This is a genomic window from Bacillus cereus group sp. MYBK95-2 (assembly GCF_051915225.1).
Lineage (GTDB): Bacteria > Bacillota > Bacilli > Bacillales > Bacillaceae_G > Bacillus_A > Bacillus_A cereus.
On record NZ_JBQAEH010000003.1, the window covers coordinates 284,018 to 301,999 of the forward strand.

Genomic DNA, 17,982 nt, shown 5'->3' on the forward strand with positions numbered 1-17,982 from the left:
TTAAGCGCCTCATAATGAAATATATAAACTTATATTACTATCGTGTTATTATGTTAAGTGACGGTAAAGTCGTGTGATTTATAATGATTTCTATAATGAACTATAGGGAAAAAGCAAGAAAATGTCTATGTATTTGATGGAGGGTTATCATAATAGAAAGGAAATTAGGAGATGGGGAAATCAATAAAAAGTGAATTAATAGGATTGTTTACCTTTAATGAGACATGTAAAGCATATCAGCAAAAAAATGGGGAAATACATTGGCAATTGGATATTAGAAATGAATATGTAGATGTTAATGAGATGATTAAAAGGGCAGAGAAGCTTTTTTTATGTATAGAAGAATTTGATAAAAAGGCTAAAGTAGCCATAGCAGAAAAATTGATAAATTACAAAAATGATTTTTGGCCTGAGTATGATGAGAATGATGAACATTTAAATTGGGATGCTGTAGATGCAGGAAAATATGATATAACGAAAGAAAAATTTGCAAAAGCAATTACGCTCTATGAAATTGAAATTAGAGAAAATGATATATACTGTGAATATCATGATGGAGATTTATTTGGTGGACACATGATACATGCCTATTTTAATAATGATTATAAGTTATTAAACGCAGAGGTGTAGTTTTAGTTATATAAAAATTGAATTAAAGTGTGCTTTAGTTAAAAGAATTAAATAAATTTTAAACAATGAGAACGAAGCTTTTAAAATAGGAATTGAGGAGAACATCATGAAATACAAAGTTATATTATTCGACGTAGATGATACATTATTAGATTTCCCTGAAACGGAAAGACACGCATTACATAATGCGTTTGTACAGTTTGGTATGTCTACAGGGTATAATGATTATCTTGCAAGTTATAAAGAGATTAGTAATGGATTATGGAGAGATTTAGAAAATAAAATGATTATGCTAAGTGAATTAGCCGTAGAGCGATTTAGACAATTGTTTGCACTTCATAATATAGACGTAGATGCGCAGCAATTTAGTGATGTATACCTTGAAAATTTAGGGAAGGAAGTACATCTTATAGAAGGCGCAGTACAATTATGTGAAAATCTACAAGATTGCAAGTTAGGTATTATTACGAATGGATATACGAAGGTGCAACAATCAAGAATCGGAAATTCGCCTTTATGTAATTTCTTTGATCACATTATTATTTCTGAAGAAGTTGGTCATCAAAAACCAGCACGTGAGATTTTTGATTATGCGTTTGAGAAGTTTGGGATTACTGATAAATCAAGCGTACTAATGGTTGGAGATTCGTTAACTTCTGATATGAAAGGCGGAGAAGATTACGGCATTGATACGTGTTGGTATAATCCGAGTTTGAAAGAAAACGGGACAGATGTTAACCCGACTTATGAAGTGGAGAGTCTGCTACAAATTTTAGAAATTGTAGAAGTGGCGGAAGAAAAGGTAGCTTCATTTTAATCATGCTGATATTTGTCGAAAAATCGATATATTGAAAAAATCGTTGATATATTGTAAGTTGTGATAGATATATTGAAAAAATCGTTGATATATTGTAAGTTGTGATAGATATATTGAAAAAATCGTTGATATATTGTAAGTTGCGATAGATATATTTGAAAAATCGCTCATATAAATTCATATACTAAGATATAGAACAAAAAAATAGAGCTACTATACAAGGTCATTCACGTGTTATAATGCGTGAATTAAATATGCGTATATAAATAGTTTCCTAGCGTGATGCGATGTCATGTATGATTAGTGTAACAACTAGAGGTGAATAAAGGATGTTAACGTTTTTATTTGAGTTAGACAAAAATCTCCCGCAGAAGGATGAGCCACGGTATGATGCTTATTCAAAGGGCTTTATCGAAGGAGATGTAACGATTTGCGCGAGTGACAGCGTATTTTTTCAAAAATCATGTATGAAGGTTGCAGAGCTGGGGATTTATTTAGGTCAGTGGATGGAACAAGTTCAACATGGGCAGAACGTGCCTATGAAATATGAAACGGCTGACCGTGAAGAGGTAATTCTTGGTTTCTTCTATGAAGAGGATCATAATCAATGGAATGTTTTTTCCAGCTGGCAAGAATTTGAACTTCAAGAGCGTATAGCTACTACAACATTAATAGAGAGTGTTCAACGCTATTTGTATGAGTTAAATAAAGAACTGCGCATGATAGAATATCCTGTGACGTTTGATCAGTACTTAAGAGGAGAGCGAATGATGCAGCTCTCTTACAAACGACCGTGTGATAGTAAAGCAGATACGACACCGATAGAGGTTTATAATGGAAGTGAGCAAGTAGGTGTAGTAAGGGGCTATTATAAAAATACGCTGATGAGAGTGCTGGATTTTATTCCGAAAATTGGTAGTAATATTATTTATGAAATAAAGGATAGTAAGGACAATATTCGCGTCATTGCAAAGGATGTAAGTAGGCAGCGCCAAAGAAGGATTTTAGTAATGTACAAAGATAATCATGATGCAGAGCATGAAATACTTGTATGTGACGGAAAGTTATTGGATGCAAATTTCTTATTTACCTTTACATATAAGGCAGAAGAATATGTTGTTCATAAAACTTCATTTGGAATGGGAAAATTATTACGAAAAGGCTATGTAATTGCAGATTGGAATATTCGTCTTGAGGAAGATATGTATTACATTGAGATGAATGTATATGATGAAGATTACATGCAGGATCGATACTTACTATTAGGCGTATTTCATGCGGTTTTATATGGATAATCAATAAGAAATACCGTCATTCTTCTTGGAAAGAATGACGGTATTTTTTATTTATCTTCAAAAATAAAAATCTCATCAATCGTACTATGTAATGCCTTCGCTATATCGTGAGCAAGTTGTAAGGAAGGATTGTATTTACCTTTTTCGAGATGACTAATTGTTTCACGTCGCACACCAACGCTCTTCGCTAAATCTTCTTGTGTCATGTTCAATTTGGCACGGTATTCTTTTATTCTCGTTACGAACGCCATGGTGCATCTTCCATTTCATCAATTGGTTTATCGAAAAAGAACATAGAAAAGCCGAATGTAAGAATGAGTGTGCCGAAAATAAGAGCGATATCAATCTCTTGTAGCGTAGGGTTTGGAAATAACATTTCAATAAACATAATGATTGTGGTAGTTAGTAACGTAACGATAAATGCATTGCGACACGATTTATTGACAATTTGTTCAAACAGTTCATCGTGTTGAACTGTTCTATACGATGTGAAAAAGGAGAAGAAACAGAACATAGTAAACAATCCTTTTTCATAAAAAAATCCGAGGAAACCGAAGAAACCGAGAAATCCTAAATATTTTATCCAAGTTGTTTTCATGATAGTTCCTCCTTATAGTGTTAGAAATAAATCACGTTATGTTATAAATATATCACATATGGATAGGAATGGTAATAATAGTTTTCCAGTTTGCTTCATAATAATAGTAAAAAGAGGAAATATGCTGCGAAATAAAGAGGATAATATTGTAAAATGGTTGTAAGGAGGGGGAGGAAGAAATGCTAACTTGGATCATGATCGTTGTATTACTTGTAGTGATTACTGTCATTGCGACGGTTTTAATTGGGCGGAATGGTGATGCAAATTATAGCAAAGCGACAAAGGGGAATATTAAACGCTTAACAATGATTTATATTATACTAGCTGTCGTTTTAGTTGTTGGATTAGGGGTGTATATTTATTTTAAAGGTTAAATATACTGAAAAATGTAAAAATCTTAAAATAGAACTATGCTATAATATCAATATAGTTATTTGGTAATTAAGGAAAGGATTGGATGGAATGATTGAAATTACGAATGTGTCAAAAAGTTATAATGGGTCTACCTATGCAGTAAAAGACTTAAGTTTATCTGTACCTAGCGGCGAAATCTTTGGATTTTTAGGACCGAATGGTGCGGGTAAATCAACGACAATTAAGATGATTACTGGTATTCACGGGGTGGACAAAGGGACTATTACGATTAACGGAAAAAATATTATGGAAGAGCCGATGGAAGCGAAGAAGACGTTTGGTTATGTACCAGATAGTCCAGATATGTTTTTACGATTAAAAGGAATTGAATATTTAAACTTTATGGCCGATATGTATGAAGTGCCGAAAGAAGTACGACAAGAACGAATAGAGTCTTTAGCGAAGAAGTTTGATCTTTATAATGCTTTATCTGATCAAATTCAAAGTTATTCGCACGGTATGAGACAAAAAATCGTTATTATTGGTGTGCTCGTACATGAGCCAGATGTATGGATTTTAGATGAACCATTAACTGGGCTTGATCCGAAATCTGCATATATTTTAAAAGAAATGATGAGAGAACATGCGGATAAAGGAAAGATTGTATTCTTCTCTACACACGTATTAGAAGTGGCAGAAAAATTATGTGACCGCGTCGCGATTATTAATAAGGGAAACCTTCAGTTTAAAGGGAATTTAGATGAAATGAGAGATCATTTTAAATCCAATGAATCACTTGAAAAAATGTTCTTGGAGATGACGGGCAATGAGTAAAATTTGGACGTTAACGAAAGTATTATTGAAATTAAATTATGCAGATTTTATAACAGATAAGAAGAAGCGATGGGCGTATGTATTTTCATTTGCAGCTATTTTATTTGTCGGCTTTTTACTGTTTGGTTCTATCACGCATGCAATGTATGAGGGAATGATACATTTAGGGCAAGATCCAGGAATGATTATCGCAATGGGACTTGCGATTGCGAGTATATGGGTATTTTTAATGAGTATTACGAACATTTTAACTGTATTTTACTACAGCAATGACATTGAAATGTTATTACCATTACCATTAAAACCAGCGCAAATTATTTCAGCCAAATTTTTAACAGTATTAATTACACAATACGTAATGAGTTCATTTATTTTATTACCGATCTTTATTACGTACGGTTTAAAAAGTGGCGCATTTATTACATATTACATATATATGATTTTCATTTACTTACTCTTCCCAATTGTGCCGTTAGTACTAGCTTCGTTACTGATGACAGTTATTATGAGGTATACAAATATAGCGAAAAATAAAGACCGAGGAAATATATTTATTGGAATCGTAAGTATACTATTTATTGTAGGAATTAACGTATTTTTGCAGTGGAAAAATAAAAGTTCGTTTTCTGAAGATGCAATTGCGGATTACCTTGCAAACAACCAGTCTTCTCTTTTAGTACAAATGACAAACTATTTTCCAACTACATATTTTGGAGCAGTAGCATTAGTAGAAAATGCAAATTGGAAGGGACCTTTATATGTAATAATCTTTGCAGTTATTTCATTTGTCTTCTTTGTGTTGTTTTATTACATAGCAGAGCGTACATATTTAAAAGGGGTTATTGGACTTTCAACGAGTACAGCAAAGAAACAAGTTATTTCGGCGGAAGGTTTACAGAAATCAACAGTACAAAGTTCGCATTTAAAAGCGTATGTGAAAAAAGAATTTAAAACGTTATTCCGTACACCACAATTTTTCTTAAATTGCATTGTACAAACTTTCGTTATGCCAATTATGTTGTTCTTTATTTTATTTGTGCAAGATGGAAATTTAAAGTTTATTACAGAGTATATTAACAATCCAGAGACAACGGGATTTGCAATTGGTGTTGGCCTTTGTGCATCGTTATTTTTAATGGGTAGTAACGTCATTGCAACAACGTCATTTTCGCGAGATGGAAGCTCTTGGTTTGTGAATCGTTATTTACCAGTAAAGGCTTCGGATATCTTTTTTGCGAAAGCAATCACTGCTTGGTTAATTAATGTGATCATTTTAGCAGTATTCGGTATTACGATGGCAGTTGTAGCTGGGATTTCTCCAGTCTTTATGATACTGTGGTTTTTACTAAGTGCGAACGGGTTGTTATTAATTAATTTAATCGGAACACGCTGGGACGCGCAAACTGCAGATATTCATTGGGATACAGAGCAGAAATTATTTAAAAGTCGATATACAACTTTGTGGAATTTTTTAGCTAATATTTTAATAGCTTTAATTATTGTGGGGGGAGTAAGTGTATTATACTTCTTCCTTCATGTCGGACTGTGGGTTATGTTTATCGTTTTATTTGTAATGTTTACGATTGTAAATTATATCTTTATTAAAATGTTAAAATTAGGTGCTGAACGTATACTGTCAAATATTCAATAAGAAGATAGATCCTCTGTATTCATGCAGGGGATCTGTGTATAGATGGAGGAGAAAAAGGTGAAGAAAATAGCAATTGTAACAGGGGCAACTCGTCTGAATGGAATTGGTGCAGCTGTATGCAAGGTGCTTGCTCAAAAAGGGATAGACATTTTTTTCACGTACTGGCCAAAGTATGATAAAGCGATGCCATGGGGAATGAGTGATCAAGAACCCTTTTTGCTGAAAAAGGAAATTGAAAGTTACGATGTTCGATGTGAAATGGCAGAAATCAATTTATCGCAGTCTTATTCGCCAAATCGTTTGTTTTATATGGTATCAGAACGGTTAGGTGATCCATCTATTCTAGTTAATAATGCAGTATATTCTACTCATACGAGAATTGAGGAATTAGATGTAGAGCAGTTGGATAAACATTATACAGTTAATGTTCGGGCTACTATGCTATTAAGTTCATTGTTTATAAAACATTATTCACTTAAAACGGGCGGGAGTATTATTAATCTTACTTCAGGACAGTCAGTAGGTCCAATGCCAGATGAACTAGCATATGCAGCAACGAAAGGGGCAATTGAAGCATTTACAAAGTCAGTAGCACCAGTTGCGATGGAGAAGGGGATTACAGTGAATGCTGTAGATCCAGGACCGACGAATACAGGATGGATTACAGAGGAGCTGAAGCATCATTTAGTATGGAAGTTCCCGCAAGGTAAAGTAGGAGAACCGGTGGATGCTGCGCGCTTAATTTCTTTTTTAGTAAGTGAAGAAGCGAAATGGGTTACTGGGCAAGTCATTCACTCGAATGGTGGTTATTCATAAAAATATTATGTTAACAAATGTTGAGAAACAAAAAACGAAAGAAAATTTTATTTTTTTGTATAAATAAAATGTCAAGAAAGATAAAAATTTGATAGAAGAGTATATCGTCATATGAAGATAGTAATTCTTAATGTGACAATATACTCTTTTTCTTTTACTTGCGAGTAGAAAAATGAAGTAGAAGAAACTCGAATATTAAAATGAGTTTATCAGTTTTTGTACGTATTATTATGAAGATTACTGTCGGAAAGATGATAATTCGTATGAAAAGGGATTTTTTAAGGGGGAATCGAATCGTAAAGGGGAGGATAAATTATGTAAAACATAGGGGGATTTATATGAAAATGAAAAAGGTCGCTATCGCATCGATAACAATTGGTACAATGCTTACTATGGCAGCTTGTAGTCCTTCAGCAGATAAAGAAACAGAAAAGAAAGAGCAAGTAACTGCGCAAAATGATGGAGAAGCAAAAACGACAAGTGCAGATGAAGCGTCAAAAACAATGAAAGATACTGAAAAAGAAACAAATACTTCTTCAAATGAAAAAACAGATAAGGATGCAAAAAATACGAAAGAATCATCAGGGACAGAAAGTAACGGCAAAACGTCAACTCAAAACGAAAATGTAAAAACAAAAGAAAAAGAGACGACAGGAAAAACGAATGATCAAACGACTAGCGGGAAAACAACAGATCAAAGCACAAGTACAAGCACAAACAATAACGGAAAGACAACGAAAGATCCGAAGAAAAGTGTTGCTGTGAAAACGAATGTTAAAGAAGTTGTAGCATTAATTGATAGCTTGGACAAGCAGTTAGCTGCTAATCCAAAATTGGAAACAGTGAATAAGCTTGGCAAACAAATTAATGAAAAGTGGGATGTGATTGAAAAAGAGCTAGAAGCATCACATCCGACGGATTCTAAAACAATCGGTCAAAGTATGTATCCGTTAATTGTAGGAGCGGAGAAAGAAAAAATCGATATTAATAAAATGAAATCATTAACGACGAAAACGAAAAAAGATTTAAATCAGTTATTGACGAAACTTTCATAGTTTCAAAAGCCTACTCGTGTGAGTAGGCTTTTTTTGGTTGTTGTAATGTGCACAGTATAACTTATTCATTTTCAATTACGATACGAAAGGAACTGAATGCTTGTTGACTAACATAATCTTCTTCGCTAACTTTAAAAGGAAATGGAAAAGCGACGAGTTGAAAATTACTTTCCTGATCTACTGAAGGCAATGTGAAATTAAAGATTTGTCTCGTTTCAGGTGCAACCTTAGTATAAACGACTTTTCTATTGTTAAATATTTCAACTTGTTTCCAATCTTTAAAAGCCACGATTGCGTAAGTCATTTCATCATTTTTTTCATTACCGTTTGATAAAATTAATTGCTTGCCTTCCTTTTCAAAGAAGACAGTTTGTAAGTTCTCTTCACGGTTCGTAACAAATACTGGTTCGTAAAGACCATCTTTTAAAATAGCATTTGGATCTATAAGGGAGAGTTTTATTTTTTCGTTTTCTTTCTGAAGAAGATGCATTGAATACCGCATACTTAGAATATCTTCTAAAATAGCTGCTTTATTTAAGTTATTATCTTTTAATTTGTATTCAGGTTTTTTAATTATTAAAAAGGTTAATTCACTTGCATCAGGAGAAGTGTGTAAAGAGATTTTCGTAGTCATTGAACTGTTTGGTTTCATATCAAAAAAATAGTGTGATATTTCATTAGTAGTATCTTCTATTTTAAAAGGTTTTTGTTCGTAATCTTCTAGAACAATTAATCCATATTTTCGGTTTTCATTAATAGTATGTACGAATGATAATGTTACATTAATTTTATTATCCTCACTAGTAATTGTACTACCATTGTTAATATGTTGGCCTTGATTATCCTTCAATCCGTAAGAAATAGTATTGGTTTGTTGCTCTCGTTTATTTTCTATGGAAGGTGGATGAGGTTGTATGAATGAAGTATTGAACAAAATATAAATTGTAAGTAATGAAATAAGTAAAACACCGCTAATAATATATATTTGTTTCATAAATAGCACCTCAATATATGTAAAATATTATAGAAAAAAGATATGCAAGATGCATATCTTTTTTCTCTTTCTTACCAGAAAGCTTTTGTTTCGTGATTCACATCATTATAACCACTTAATTTATAGGTATGATTACCGATAGCGTAATCATCTCCATAATAAATGCTTGTGTTGGTCGCTGTAGCACTTACAAAGGATGATTTTTTTGCACTATTACTTTTCGTACTCACTAATGAGCCATCGCCATTGAAAGTTCTTGCTTTTGCATAAACATAGTCTTCGGTCGTAGTTGATTTCGATTTAGCAACTGCATAGGGGTTACCAAAAAAGGGAGTATATACGCTAATGTTAGAGTCATTCTTAGGTGCAGCTGCAATAGTCAAACTAGGAACACTAGATGTTTTTGTTGATTGAATTGTATCAAAGTCAACTAAAACGGGCTGCTTGTCTATAGTATCGACCTCTGAAGCACTTGCGTTATTAGTAAAACCAAAACCTAAAACCGCTAACCCTAAAGTTGTCACCGATAAAGATTTTTTCATATTCACTAATTTTCCCACCTTTTTAAATTTTTGAGTTCGAACTCAATTCATACAATATATGAAAATTTCGAAACTCTCAATGGTTTATTCCATACTTAACTTTTCTTTTACTTTCGATTCAACATGTCTTCATTTGCAAAAAAGCGAATATATCTTCTAATGCTTAGCCAGCAAGGGATATAGGTTTAACTTTATGAAATTCGTGTAAATTTAAATCTATTCATGTCAGAATCTCTGTTATTTTTAAGTTCATATGGGAAACTTATTAAAAAAAGGATGGTGACAAAAATGACAATCGATCGAATTTGTACAATTGGACCCGCAAGTAATAATAAAGAAACGTTAGCACAGTTAATAAAGAATGGTATGAAAATTGTTCGACTGAATTTATCGCATGGCACGCATGAAAGTCATAAAGACATCATTCGTTTAGTGAAATCATTAGATGACTCTATTAAATTTTTGGGTGATGTACAAGGACCTAAAATAAGATTAGGTGAAGTGAAGGGAGAGCAAATTACACTTCAGGCAGGAGATTCTTTTATTTTACATACACAATCAGTTACAGGGAGTAATACAGAAGCGAGTGTTGATTATGAAGGAATTGCGAATGATGTAAAAGTAGGCAGTAGAATTTTAATTAATGATGGAGAAGTTGAATTAATTGTTGAAAAGATAAGTACGGACAAAATAGAAACGAAGGTAAAAACAGGTGGCAATATCTCATCTCATAAAGGAGTTAATTTACCAGATGCGGCTGTTCGTTTACCAGCTATTACAGAGAAAGATAAAAAAGATATTCAGTTTCTTTTAGAGGAGAATGTTGATTTTATCGCGTGTTCTTTCGTAAGAAAACCTAGTCATATAAAAGAAATACGAGATTTTATACAACAGTATAAAGAAACGTCACCTAATATAATTGCAAAAATAGAAACGATGGAAGCAATCGAGAATTTTCAAGATATATGTAAAGAAGCAGATGGAATTATGATTGCAAGGGGCGATTTAGGAGTAGAGTTACCGTATCAATGCATTCCGCTTTTACAGAAAATGATGATTCAGGAATGTAATCGAACGAATACATATGTCATTACAGCAACACAAATGCTTCAATCTATGGTAGATCATTCTATTCCAACAAGAGCAGAGGTGACTGATGTGTTTCAAGCTGTACTGGACGGAACGAATGCAGTTATGCTTTCAGCTGAAAGTGCATCAGGAGAGCATCCAATCGAAAGTGTGAGAACATTACGTCTCGTTTCAGAATTTGCGGAACATGTTAAAAAAGATGGACCTTTTGCGATGAAAGATGTACTGCAATTACTGCGTGAGTCTCTGGATGAGTAATAAATAAAAAGAGGGCGGATATGCATCCGCCCTCGTGTTTTTCATTCATACTATTCTTGCTCTTGCTCATCCAAAATCTTTTCAAACGCAGCAGATACTTTATCAAACTCTTCATCATTTTCAATGTATGAAAACTCATTATCTTCTTCTACTTTTAAAAAGAAAATATCAATGTCTTCCTCAGTTTCTGTTTGGATATCTTCAACAAAGGCAACTGCAATATATTCTGCACCTTCGACATCCATCGCTCCAAGTACTTCTACTTCTTGCTCTTCGTTATTCTCATCACTAAGAGTAAACACTTCGCCAACTTCAATATCAGACATATTCATTCTCCTCCTGTTCGACTCTAAAAAATAGAGCGCTCAAACTGTATACATACTAACATATCTTTCCATGAAAAACCAAATTCATACATAAGAAAAACGACTGATAGTTCTTTAGTATAAGTATCCAGCTATTAGGAGCATTATTTGTCTGTGCTATATTACTTAATCCATTCAACAATTGTATCCATAGTCTGTCTTGTTTTATCACGCTTTGGCTCTTCTTTACGGTAACCAAAGGCAACCATAACTGATACTTCAAAGTTATCGCCTTGTATAATGCCTTCTTGACGAAGTAAAGAATCTACTTCCTCTTTATCAAATCCTTCTATTGGACAAGAATCAATACCGATTTGAGCTGCGCTCGTCATCATATTACCTAAAGCAATATAAGTTTGTTTAGATGCCCAATCAAATACAGCACGATCGGATTGTAATAAGTTAAAATCTGATTCCTGGAACTTTTTGAAGAATTCATATCTAATTTTTTGAGTGTCTTCAGGCAATCCAATAATATCGTTCATCATATATTTGATATACTCTGCATCATAATGCATATCTTTAATGTTTCTTGAAAGAACAATAACAAAATGACTAGCTGTTGCAAGTTGCCCACCAGCGCCCCATGAATACGGTTGTAGTTTTTCTCTTAATTCTTTATTTTGTACGACAATAAATTTCCAAGGCTCATATCCAAAAGAAGAAGGAGATAATCTGCCTGTTTCTAAAATGAATTTGAAATCCTCTTCTGAAATTTTGTGCATAGGATCGAATTCTTTACATGCATGTCTGAAATGAAAAGCCTCCAAAATCTTTTCTTTTGTAATTTCATTTGTATTTGTCATAAAAGTTCCTCTTTTCATGAATTTATTTTTGTAAGTAAATTATATTTTTAAAGTAACACAGATACAAGTACGCACATTTATGTGGTATAGTATCATAAAAGATACTATTGATAAGGGAAGGGATTTATTATGGATTGTTCAAATGAAAATAATATAAATTACCCATTTTTAAATAAATATTCTTGTCCAGTTGAAGCTATGGTTGAGGTGATTGGAGGGAAATGGAAAGGGGTAATTTTGTATCATTTATTAGATGGTACAAAGCGGTTTAATGAATTAAAAAGATTAAAACCAAATATCACACAAAGAATGTTAACGCTGCAGCTGAGAGAACTTGAAGCTGATGGCATTATACATCGTGAAGTATACCGTGAAGTGCCACCTAAAGTTGAATATTCGTTAACTGAGCTTGGTGAATCACTACGTCCAGTGATTCTATTAATGATGGAATGGGCAACTCATAATATGGAGAAAGTTTTGGAGAGTAGGAATACGAAAAATAATAATTAAGAGTTGAAATTGTTATAGAAGAAATAATTGTAGAAATAAAAGGTGCTTTCATACGTGAAAACACCTTTTATTTCTATATTTTTTACTTTTTAACTTCAACTGCTGAAGTTGGAAAGTTATTTAAGTTTGCAGTTTGACCATACCAATCAGCATGTTTAAAAACAATACCTTTTCCATATCCGTCAGTTGAAGTACGTTCCCATAGTGTTGTTGAATAGCTAGCAGTAGGAGCTGCTGTACGTACAGAAACAATTTGATTTTGCCAACTAGCAGACAAGTTTTTATAACCGCTACTTAGAGAAAAATACTCGCTACCTTGATTTGTGAGTTTATAGAAGTCTGTACTACCAGGTCCGCTTCCTCCAACACCAAGAAGAGTGATTGAATGATTCAACCTTTGTTTATCTTTTTCAATAAAAGACTCTAAACTTTCTTTGCTCGAAAATCCATAAGATAACCAGTCTCCATTTTGATTTTGTTTCGGTAGAACTAACGTTATTTTTACGTCTTCCTTTGATGGAGCACTCAATTTGTTAAACGAATCAACAGTCTTTTCATCTACAGTTACATATTCGAAAGAGGAAATCGTATAATCTTTTTCGGTACTAGCTGATACTAATCCCATTCCTCCAGTTAACGACGAAACAGTTAATAATGCACCTGCTACCAACTTTTTCAGCATGGATTCATCTCCTTAAAACTTAGATTTTTTACATAACTAAAATGTATGTTAATTCGAATGTATTATAAATATTTAGAAATTTATAAAAATTAAACAGAATATTCTTTTATTATTCTGGAGTAAGGAGGGGAATTTAAAAAAGGATTTACTTAAAAAGTAAATCCTTTTTGGGTGTTAGCAATGAAGTTATTGTGTAAGTTTTGCAATTTGCTAACCGACTTCAAAACTCTACTGATTAAAGTTTCATTTCATCCTGTTATGAATCATACACTTCTTTTGCATTCGTAGAAGCAGCATCTAATAAAAGGAAAATGGCTGCTATCATATGTAGAACGATTTCTATATAAGGGAAAAAGGCAACTAGAGTAACGATAATACCGATATAATGAGGGGACGTATTCATGCCTTCTTTTTTAGCTAATAAAATAGTATTGATATGTAAAACAATCAATAGTAGTAAAGGTATCCCATATAGGTTAACAAGACTTGGAAATACATAATAAAAAGGAAGTAATAAAAGATGATAGATTCCTGTAGTCCACTTTAGTAATTGGATGTAGGTTTTCAAAGTGAATCCTCCTAAAATAATTCATATCTATATATTACCAAAAATAATAGGTAATTGGATATTGTTTATTTGTATTTTTAATAGATTATAATAATTTTATGTAAACTAATTGTTAGGTATCTATAAAATAGAAAAACCACCCAAACGAGGGTGGTTCGTATTATAAATAATTACTTAAAGAAGAAATCGGAACCTTCACCTCACTACCTTCCTTCATATTCCGCAACACAACAGTGTTTGTACTAAGTTCGTCTTCCCCAATAATAAGCACATAAGGGATATTCTCTTTATTGGCATAATTAAGGGCACGTTTTAATTTGCGTCCTGCTAGTTCTAGTTCGACTTTTAAGGAAGTGGTAGAACGTAATTGCTGGGCAATTTGTAAGCATTGTAACTCTGTCCCGAGTGGGATGATAAATAGATCCGCTGTAGATGAGATGGTTTCTTTCTGCGATAGTGCTGTATAAATAACGTCTAAACCGAATGAAATACCGACTGTTGGATAGTTCATATTATCACCACGGAATGCTCCGATAATGTTATCGTAACGGCCGCCGCTACCGATGCTAGATGTAATCGATCTGTCTTTTAAAAAGATTTCATATACAGTACCTGTATACATTGTGAGTCCTCGCGCTAAAAACGGATTAAATATCGTATTTTCATTTATTCCAAGGGCGATTAAATATTGCTGTAATTGTTGTAGTTCGTTTACTCCATCGGCAACGAGTGGATTATTGAAAGCTTCTTTAAAGTCAGCGATAGTAAGCTTTAGACAAGATAATACGGTATTACATATCGTATCAGCCATTTCTTCAGAAATTCCGCGCTCTAATACATCTTTTCGTACACCATCAATCCCAATCTTTTCGATTTTATCTAATGATAAAATGACGTCACTTGTTAACTCAGTAGGGATGTTAATGGCCTGAAGAATACCATTTAACAATTTTCGGTTATTATATTGGATCGTTATCTCTAAGTTTAACGTTCGGAACAGCTCAAACGCCATAGCCATAAGTTCAGCTTCTGCCATGACAGACTCAACACCGACGATATCAACGTCGCATTGTATAAATTCACGAAATCTTCCTTGTTTAATTGGCCCATCTCGAAATACTTTCCCAATCTCATAACGTTTAAAAGGGAGGCGGAGGTTCGGATTCATTGCCACAACCTTTGCGAATGGAATAGTTAAATCGTATCGTAAGGCGAGCTCACGTTTTCCTTGATCCTGAAGTGTATATATTTCTTTTAATATTTCATCGCCACCGCCGTACTTGTAAGACATAAGCTCATACATATTTAACGTCGGCGTTTCTAAAGGTTTGCATCCGTATCGTTCAAACGTATCTTCACAAGCTCTTTTAATTTTATTTCGCAGCACTTGCTCCTCTGGTAAATAGTCTTTCGTTCCTTTTACATTTCTCATTTCCATCATAATCACTCCTTTTTCAAATTAAAAAAGCTATGCAGGTATAAAAATACCCACATAGCTTTATGAACGCTTCGTGGGTCAACAGGAAAAGCCCTGTACCCACGAAGAAAAATTTTTCTTCGGATACACGGCGTTACGTTTGATGATGAAGTTGGAAAGAAGTATTAAAATTTAGCATTGCAAATCTCTCCTTAACGTAAGTTTTTCCAAATTATATCAGATGATTTTTGAATTATCAATATTTTTAGTTTTGAAATATACGTGAAGTTATGTAGGAGAAATGGAAAAGGGTGTATAATAAAACTTAATAATATGAAATAACCTTTTAAGGAGATCACTATGAAAAAAGATAAAACAAATGCGATGCGAATATTAGATAAAGAAAAAATTGAATATTCGATGATGTCATATGATCCAGACGATGGGAAAATTGATGGCGTATCAGTAGCCGAGAAAATTGGACGAGAAGTGAGAGAAGTATATAAAACGTTAATCGCTCAAGGGAATAGTAAAAATTATCATGTGTTTATTATTCCGGTAGATGAGGAACTAAATTTAAAAGCTGCCGCAAAAGCAGTAAGTGAAAAGAAAATTGAAATGATTCCTGTAAAAGATATTACGAAAGTTTCAGGATATATTCGCGGCGGTTGTTCGCCAGTCGGAATGAAAAAGTTATTTTCTACATGTATTGATGCGAGTGCTCAATCACTTGAAACGATGATTGTAAGTGGCGGGAAAATTGGTATACAAATTGAGCTGAAAGTTGATGACTTGGCGAAAGTGACGAGAGCGCAATTTGGTGAGATAACGAAATAAATATACATAGGGAAAGAAGTTCTAGTTTAGATAAACATTTATAGGATAATTAGTCCATTATGGGGCTGATTATCCCTTTTATTTACATACCTATATTAAAATGAATAAAGATTGAATATTCAGTTTGAAATAGACTATAATATGAATCATTTGTTTGGCTATGGGAGGAGGACAATGCCTCCTTACAAGGAATTTAAATAAACAAGAGTTACCCTTAAAGATAGCCAAAGGTCTGGAGAGTGTTTTAATGAGGTTTCAAGAAATACCCATAAGAAAGCATATATTGGGGATGCTAGTATTTTTAAAAAAACCCACGCATAAGAGTATGCAAAATTTTATACAGTTTTTTAGCTAATCGAGTAACAAACAAGAACCATAAAACGATACCAGAATAGGAATGTATAGAATATGTATAGATTCATAGAACTAAAAAAGAAGGTTCTCCTTTTTCCATGCTACTGATAATGAGACGTTATGTTAACCTGATATGTATAGAATATACAACCAAAATCATACAATAAATTACTTGTTTTAAATAGTAAAATAATAAATAGTAGTTTCTAAATAATGCCTTTAGAAACTACTATTTATTACATAGATGTTGCCGAAAAAAGAAATGAAAGAAAAAAGTAAGGGAGGGACATATATGGATTATATTAACTATTTAAGAAATATGGTGGGTCATGAAAAAGTGATTATGGTCTCCGCGGGAGTAATTGTATTCGATAGAGAAAATCGCATATTACTACAAAAACGAACAGATAACGGATATTGGGGTCACCCAGGTGGTTTTATGGAGTTAGGAGAAACCATACAAGATACAGCAAGAAGAGAAGTATTTGAGGAAACAGGACTTGAATTAGGGAAACTGGAATTTTTCGATATCCACTCTGGACCTAAATACGAAAGAACACTTTCAAATGGCGATCAAGTTTCCGTGTTCAAAGTTTTGTTCACTTGTTATGAATTTGAAGGAGAACTATTAGAATCGAGTAGCGAATCCCTAAATAATCACTTTTTTTCACTCGAAAATCTACCAAAAAATTTAGTTCCTCAACATAAAGAAATTTTTAAAAGTCTATTGTCCCATAAAAAACCACCAAACATAAAGTAAATACTAGCACAGTTAAATTACCTCACAACTTCCGTTTTCACTGATTATGTGAATATGAACCCCTCCAGATTGCTTTACTGGAGGGGAGTTTTATAGGATTCCAGTATATATTGAATCCTGATAATGATGCGTTATGTTAACCCCACATGAATACCCTATTCATACAAATTTGCACAAAGTTGTCTTTCCTGATGGTACAATTAAAATCACGGAGGGATGTTATGGGAATTTTTTATGTAATACCACTTTTTCTTATATTTGGCACTGCAACATTTTTATTTATCAAGTCTGGTTCAGCAAAAATTAAAGATAAAAACTTATCATTAATAATGATCTTTCTAGGGATAAATCTAATTACAATTCCAATGGCTTATTTGGTAGGTTCGTTTGTTTCTTATACACATGAGGCGTCAACAGAATTTACATATAATAATCCACTTTATTTTTGGAAAGGATTTTTCTTTATTCAAATAATACCGCTTTTCGTGCTATTTGTAGCTTTAATATGGTGGTTTATCCGTAAGGACAAAGAAAAAATCGACACATAGAATTTTAAAATGACTTCCGCTAACGAAAGTTATATAAATAAGCTGTTCACTAGATTCTCATAGAAAACTGTGGTGAGATAAAATTTTTGATTTTGCAGCACTTCAAAATCTTAACTAGAGTGCTAGTATCGGTACCCCACAATAAAAAGGCAGGAACATATCAAATATGTTCCTGCCTTTCATTTTAGAGAGATGTTTCCTA

At 33.1% G+C, this 17,982-nt stretch carries 22 protein-coding genes; 13 read left to right on the forward strand and 9 right to left on the reverse strand.

What is annotated here, in order from left to right; translation table 11 throughout:
- The first annotated feature begins 171 nt into the window (after positions 1 to 171).
- The 3 genes from ACTFN4_RS12865 to ACTFN4_RS12875 all read left to right on the forward strand — a co-directional run bounded on the left by ACTFN4_RS12865 (position 172) and on the right by ACTFN4_RS12875 (position 2,742).
- Positions 172 to 630 (forward strand): DUF2262 domain-containing protein, encoded by a 459-nt coding sequence (locus tag ACTFN4_RS12865; RefSeq protein WP_439962379.1) that lies wholly within the window; start codon positions 172 to 174, stop codon positions 628 to 630.
- 106 nt (positions 631 to 736) lie between these two features.
- Complete coding sequence (locus tag ACTFN4_RS12870) at positions 737 to 1,447, forward strand: YjjG family noncanonical pyrimidine nucleotidase (protein WP_439962380.1); 711 nt, start codon at positions 737 to 739, stop codon at positions 1,445 to 1,447.
- A gap of 329 nt (positions 1,448 to 1,776) precedes the next feature.
- Positions 1,777 to 2,742, forward strand: a complete 966-nt coding sequence (locus ACTFN4_RS12875) for a tubby C-terminal domain-like protein (RefSeq protein ID WP_103622653.1) — start codon at positions 1,777 to 1,779, stop codon at positions 2,740 to 2,742.
- Positions 2,743 to 2,789: 47 nt separating this feature from the next.
- Here the strand turns inward: ACTFN4_RS12875 and ACTFN4_RS12880 are convergent, their stop codons facing one another.
- Complete coding sequence (locus ACTFN4_RS12880; protein ID WP_016122876.1) at positions 2,790 to 2,993, reverse strand: helix-turn-helix transcriptional regulator; 204 nt, start codon at positions 2,991 to 2,993, stop codon at positions 2,790 to 2,792.
- Positions 2,981 to 3,340 (reverse strand): DUF3796 domain-containing protein, encoded by a 360-nt coding sequence (locus ACTFN4_RS12885; RefSeq protein WP_000859225.1) that lies wholly within the window; start codon positions 3,338 to 3,340, stop codon positions 2,981 to 2,983. Before ACTFN4_RS12885 ends, ACTFN4_RS12880 begins: the two co-directional genes overlap by 13 nt.
- A gap of 179 nt (positions 3,341 to 3,519) precedes the next feature.
- Between ACTFN4_RS12885 and ACTFN4_RS12890 the strand changes: the two genes are divergently transcribed.
- The 5 genes from ACTFN4_RS12890 (at position 3,520) to ACTFN4_RS12910 (ending at position 8,050) form a co-directional block, all read left to right on the forward strand.
- Complete coding sequence (locus tag ACTFN4_RS12890) at positions 3,520 to 3,714, forward strand: hypothetical protein (protein ID WP_000958863.1); 195 nt, start codon at positions 3,520 to 3,522, stop codon at positions 3,712 to 3,714.
- An 88-nt stretch (positions 3,715 to 3,802) separates the two neighbouring features.
- Positions 3,803 to 4,528 (forward strand): ABC transporter ATP-binding protein, encoded by a 726-nt coding sequence (locus ACTFN4_RS12895; protein WP_000570206.1) that lies wholly within the window; start codon positions 3,803 to 3,805, stop codon positions 4,526 to 4,528.
- Positions 4,521 to 6,179, forward strand: coding sequence for a putative ABC transporter permease subunit (locus ACTFN4_RS12900; protein ID WP_000036884.1), 1,659 nt, complete (start codon positions 4,521 to 4,523; stop codon positions 6,177 to 6,179). Before ACTFN4_RS12895 ends, ACTFN4_RS12900 begins: the two co-directional genes overlap by 8 nt.
- A 57-nt stretch (positions 6,180 to 6,236) precedes the next feature.
- Positions 6,237 to 6,995, forward strand: a complete 759-nt coding sequence (locus ACTFN4_RS12905; protein WP_000716965.1) for an SDR family oxidoreductase — start codon at positions 6,237 to 6,239, stop codon at positions 6,993 to 6,995.
- Positions 6,996 to 7,333: 338 nt separating this feature from the next.
- Entirely contained in the window at positions 7,334 to 8,050 is a 717-nt protein-coding gene (locus ACTFN4_RS12910) for a hypothetical protein (RefSeq protein ID WP_000782540.1), read from the forward strand.
- Between the two features lie 61 nt (positions 8,051 to 8,111).
- Here ACTFN4_RS12910 and ACTFN4_RS12915 read toward each other — a convergent pair whose 3' ends face one another.
- Positions 8,112 to 9,044 (reverse strand): hypothetical protein, encoded by a 933-nt coding sequence (locus tag ACTFN4_RS12915; RefSeq protein WP_410989268.1) that lies wholly within the window; start codon positions 9,042 to 9,044, stop codon positions 8,112 to 8,114.
- A 71-nt stretch (positions 9,045 to 9,115) separates the two neighbouring features.
- A complete protein-coding gene (locus tag ACTFN4_RS12920; protein ID WP_410989269.1) occupies positions 9,116 to 9,592 on the reverse strand; it encodes a XoxI protein in 477 nt (158 codons plus the stop codon).
- A gap of 282 nt (positions 9,593 to 9,874) precedes the next feature.
- On the opposite strand from ACTFN4_RS12920, the gene ACTFN4_RS12925 reads away from it, so the two are divergent.
- Positions 9,875 to 10,933, forward strand: a complete 1,059-nt coding sequence (locus ACTFN4_RS12925) for a pyruvate kinase (RefSeq protein ID WP_000151084.1) — start codon at positions 9,875 to 9,877, stop codon at positions 10,931 to 10,933.
- Positions 10,934 to 10,983: 50 nt separating this feature from the next.
- Here ACTFN4_RS12925 and ACTFN4_RS12930 read toward each other — a convergent pair whose 3' ends face one another.
- The gene (locus tag ACTFN4_RS12930; protein ID WP_002005464.1) at positions 10,984 to 11,265 is read right to left on the reverse strand and encodes a DUF1292 domain-containing protein; all 282 of its coding nucleotides are present in this window, start codon (positions 11,263 to 11,265) and stop codon (positions 10,984 to 10,986) included.
- 155 nt (positions 11,266 to 11,420) lie between these two features.
- Positions 11,421 to 12,104, reverse strand: a complete 684-nt coding sequence (locus tag ACTFN4_RS12935; RefSeq protein ID WP_439962381.1) for an NAD(P)H-dependent oxidoreductase — start codon at positions 12,102 to 12,104, stop codon at positions 11,421 to 11,423.
- 129 nt (positions 12,105 to 12,233) lie between these two features.
- Here ACTFN4_RS12935 and ACTFN4_RS12940 point away from each other — a divergent pair, with 129 nt between their 5' ends.
- Entirely contained in the window at positions 12,234 to 12,614 is a 381-nt protein-coding gene (locus ACTFN4_RS12940) for a winged helix-turn-helix transcriptional regulator (protein WP_139019602.1), read from the forward strand.
- 82 nt (positions 12,615 to 12,696) lie between these two features.
- Here the strand turns inward: ACTFN4_RS12940 and ACTFN4_RS12945 are convergent, their stop codons facing one another.
- The 3 genes from ACTFN4_RS12945 to ACTFN4_RS12955 all read right to left on the reverse strand — a co-directional run bounded on the left by ACTFN4_RS12945 (position 12,697) and on the right by ACTFN4_RS12955 (position 15,305).
- Positions 12,697 to 13,296: a hypothetical protein gene (locus ACTFN4_RS12945; RefSeq protein ID WP_410989271.1), complete on the reverse strand. Its 600-nt coding sequence runs from the start codon at positions 13,294 to 13,296 to the stop codon at positions 12,697 to 12,699.
- 256 nt (positions 13,297 to 13,552) lie between these two features.
- Complete coding sequence (locus ACTFN4_RS12950; RefSeq protein ID WP_000860727.1) at positions 13,553 to 13,864, reverse strand: hypothetical protein; 312 nt, start codon at positions 13,862 to 13,864, stop codon at positions 13,553 to 13,555.
- 160 nt (positions 13,865 to 14,024) lie between these two features.
- The gene (locus ACTFN4_RS12955) at positions 14,025 to 15,305 is read right to left on the reverse strand and encodes a histidine--tRNA ligase (RefSeq protein ID WP_324256723.1); all 1,281 of its coding nucleotides are present in this window, start codon (positions 15,303 to 15,305) and stop codon (positions 14,025 to 14,027) included.
- 336 nt (positions 15,306 to 15,641) lie between these two features.
- On the opposite strand from ACTFN4_RS12955, the gene ybaK reads away from it, so the two are divergent.
- The 3 genes from ybaK to ACTFN4_RS12970 all read left to right on the forward strand — a co-directional run bounded on the left by ybaK (position 15,642) and on the right by ACTFN4_RS12970 (position 17,780).
- The gene (ybaK, locus tag ACTFN4_RS12960) at positions 15,642 to 16,118 is read left to right on the forward strand and encodes a Cys-tRNA(Pro) deacylase (protein WP_000710856.1); all 477 of its coding nucleotides are present in this window, start codon (positions 15,642 to 15,644) and stop codon (positions 16,116 to 16,118) included.
- A 646-nt stretch (positions 16,119 to 16,764) separates the two neighbouring features.
- Complete coding sequence (locus ACTFN4_RS12965) at positions 16,765 to 17,232, forward strand: NUDIX hydrolase (RefSeq protein WP_000384564.1); 468 nt, start codon at positions 16,765 to 16,767, stop codon at positions 17,230 to 17,232.
- A 221-nt stretch (positions 17,233 to 17,453) separates the two neighbouring features.
- Positions 17,454 to 17,780: a hypothetical protein gene (locus tag ACTFN4_RS12970; protein ID WP_000511077.1), complete on the forward strand. Its 327-nt coding sequence runs from the start codon at positions 17,454 to 17,456 to the stop codon at positions 17,778 to 17,780.
- The last annotated feature ends 202 nt before the right edge of the window (positions 17,781 to 17,982 follow it).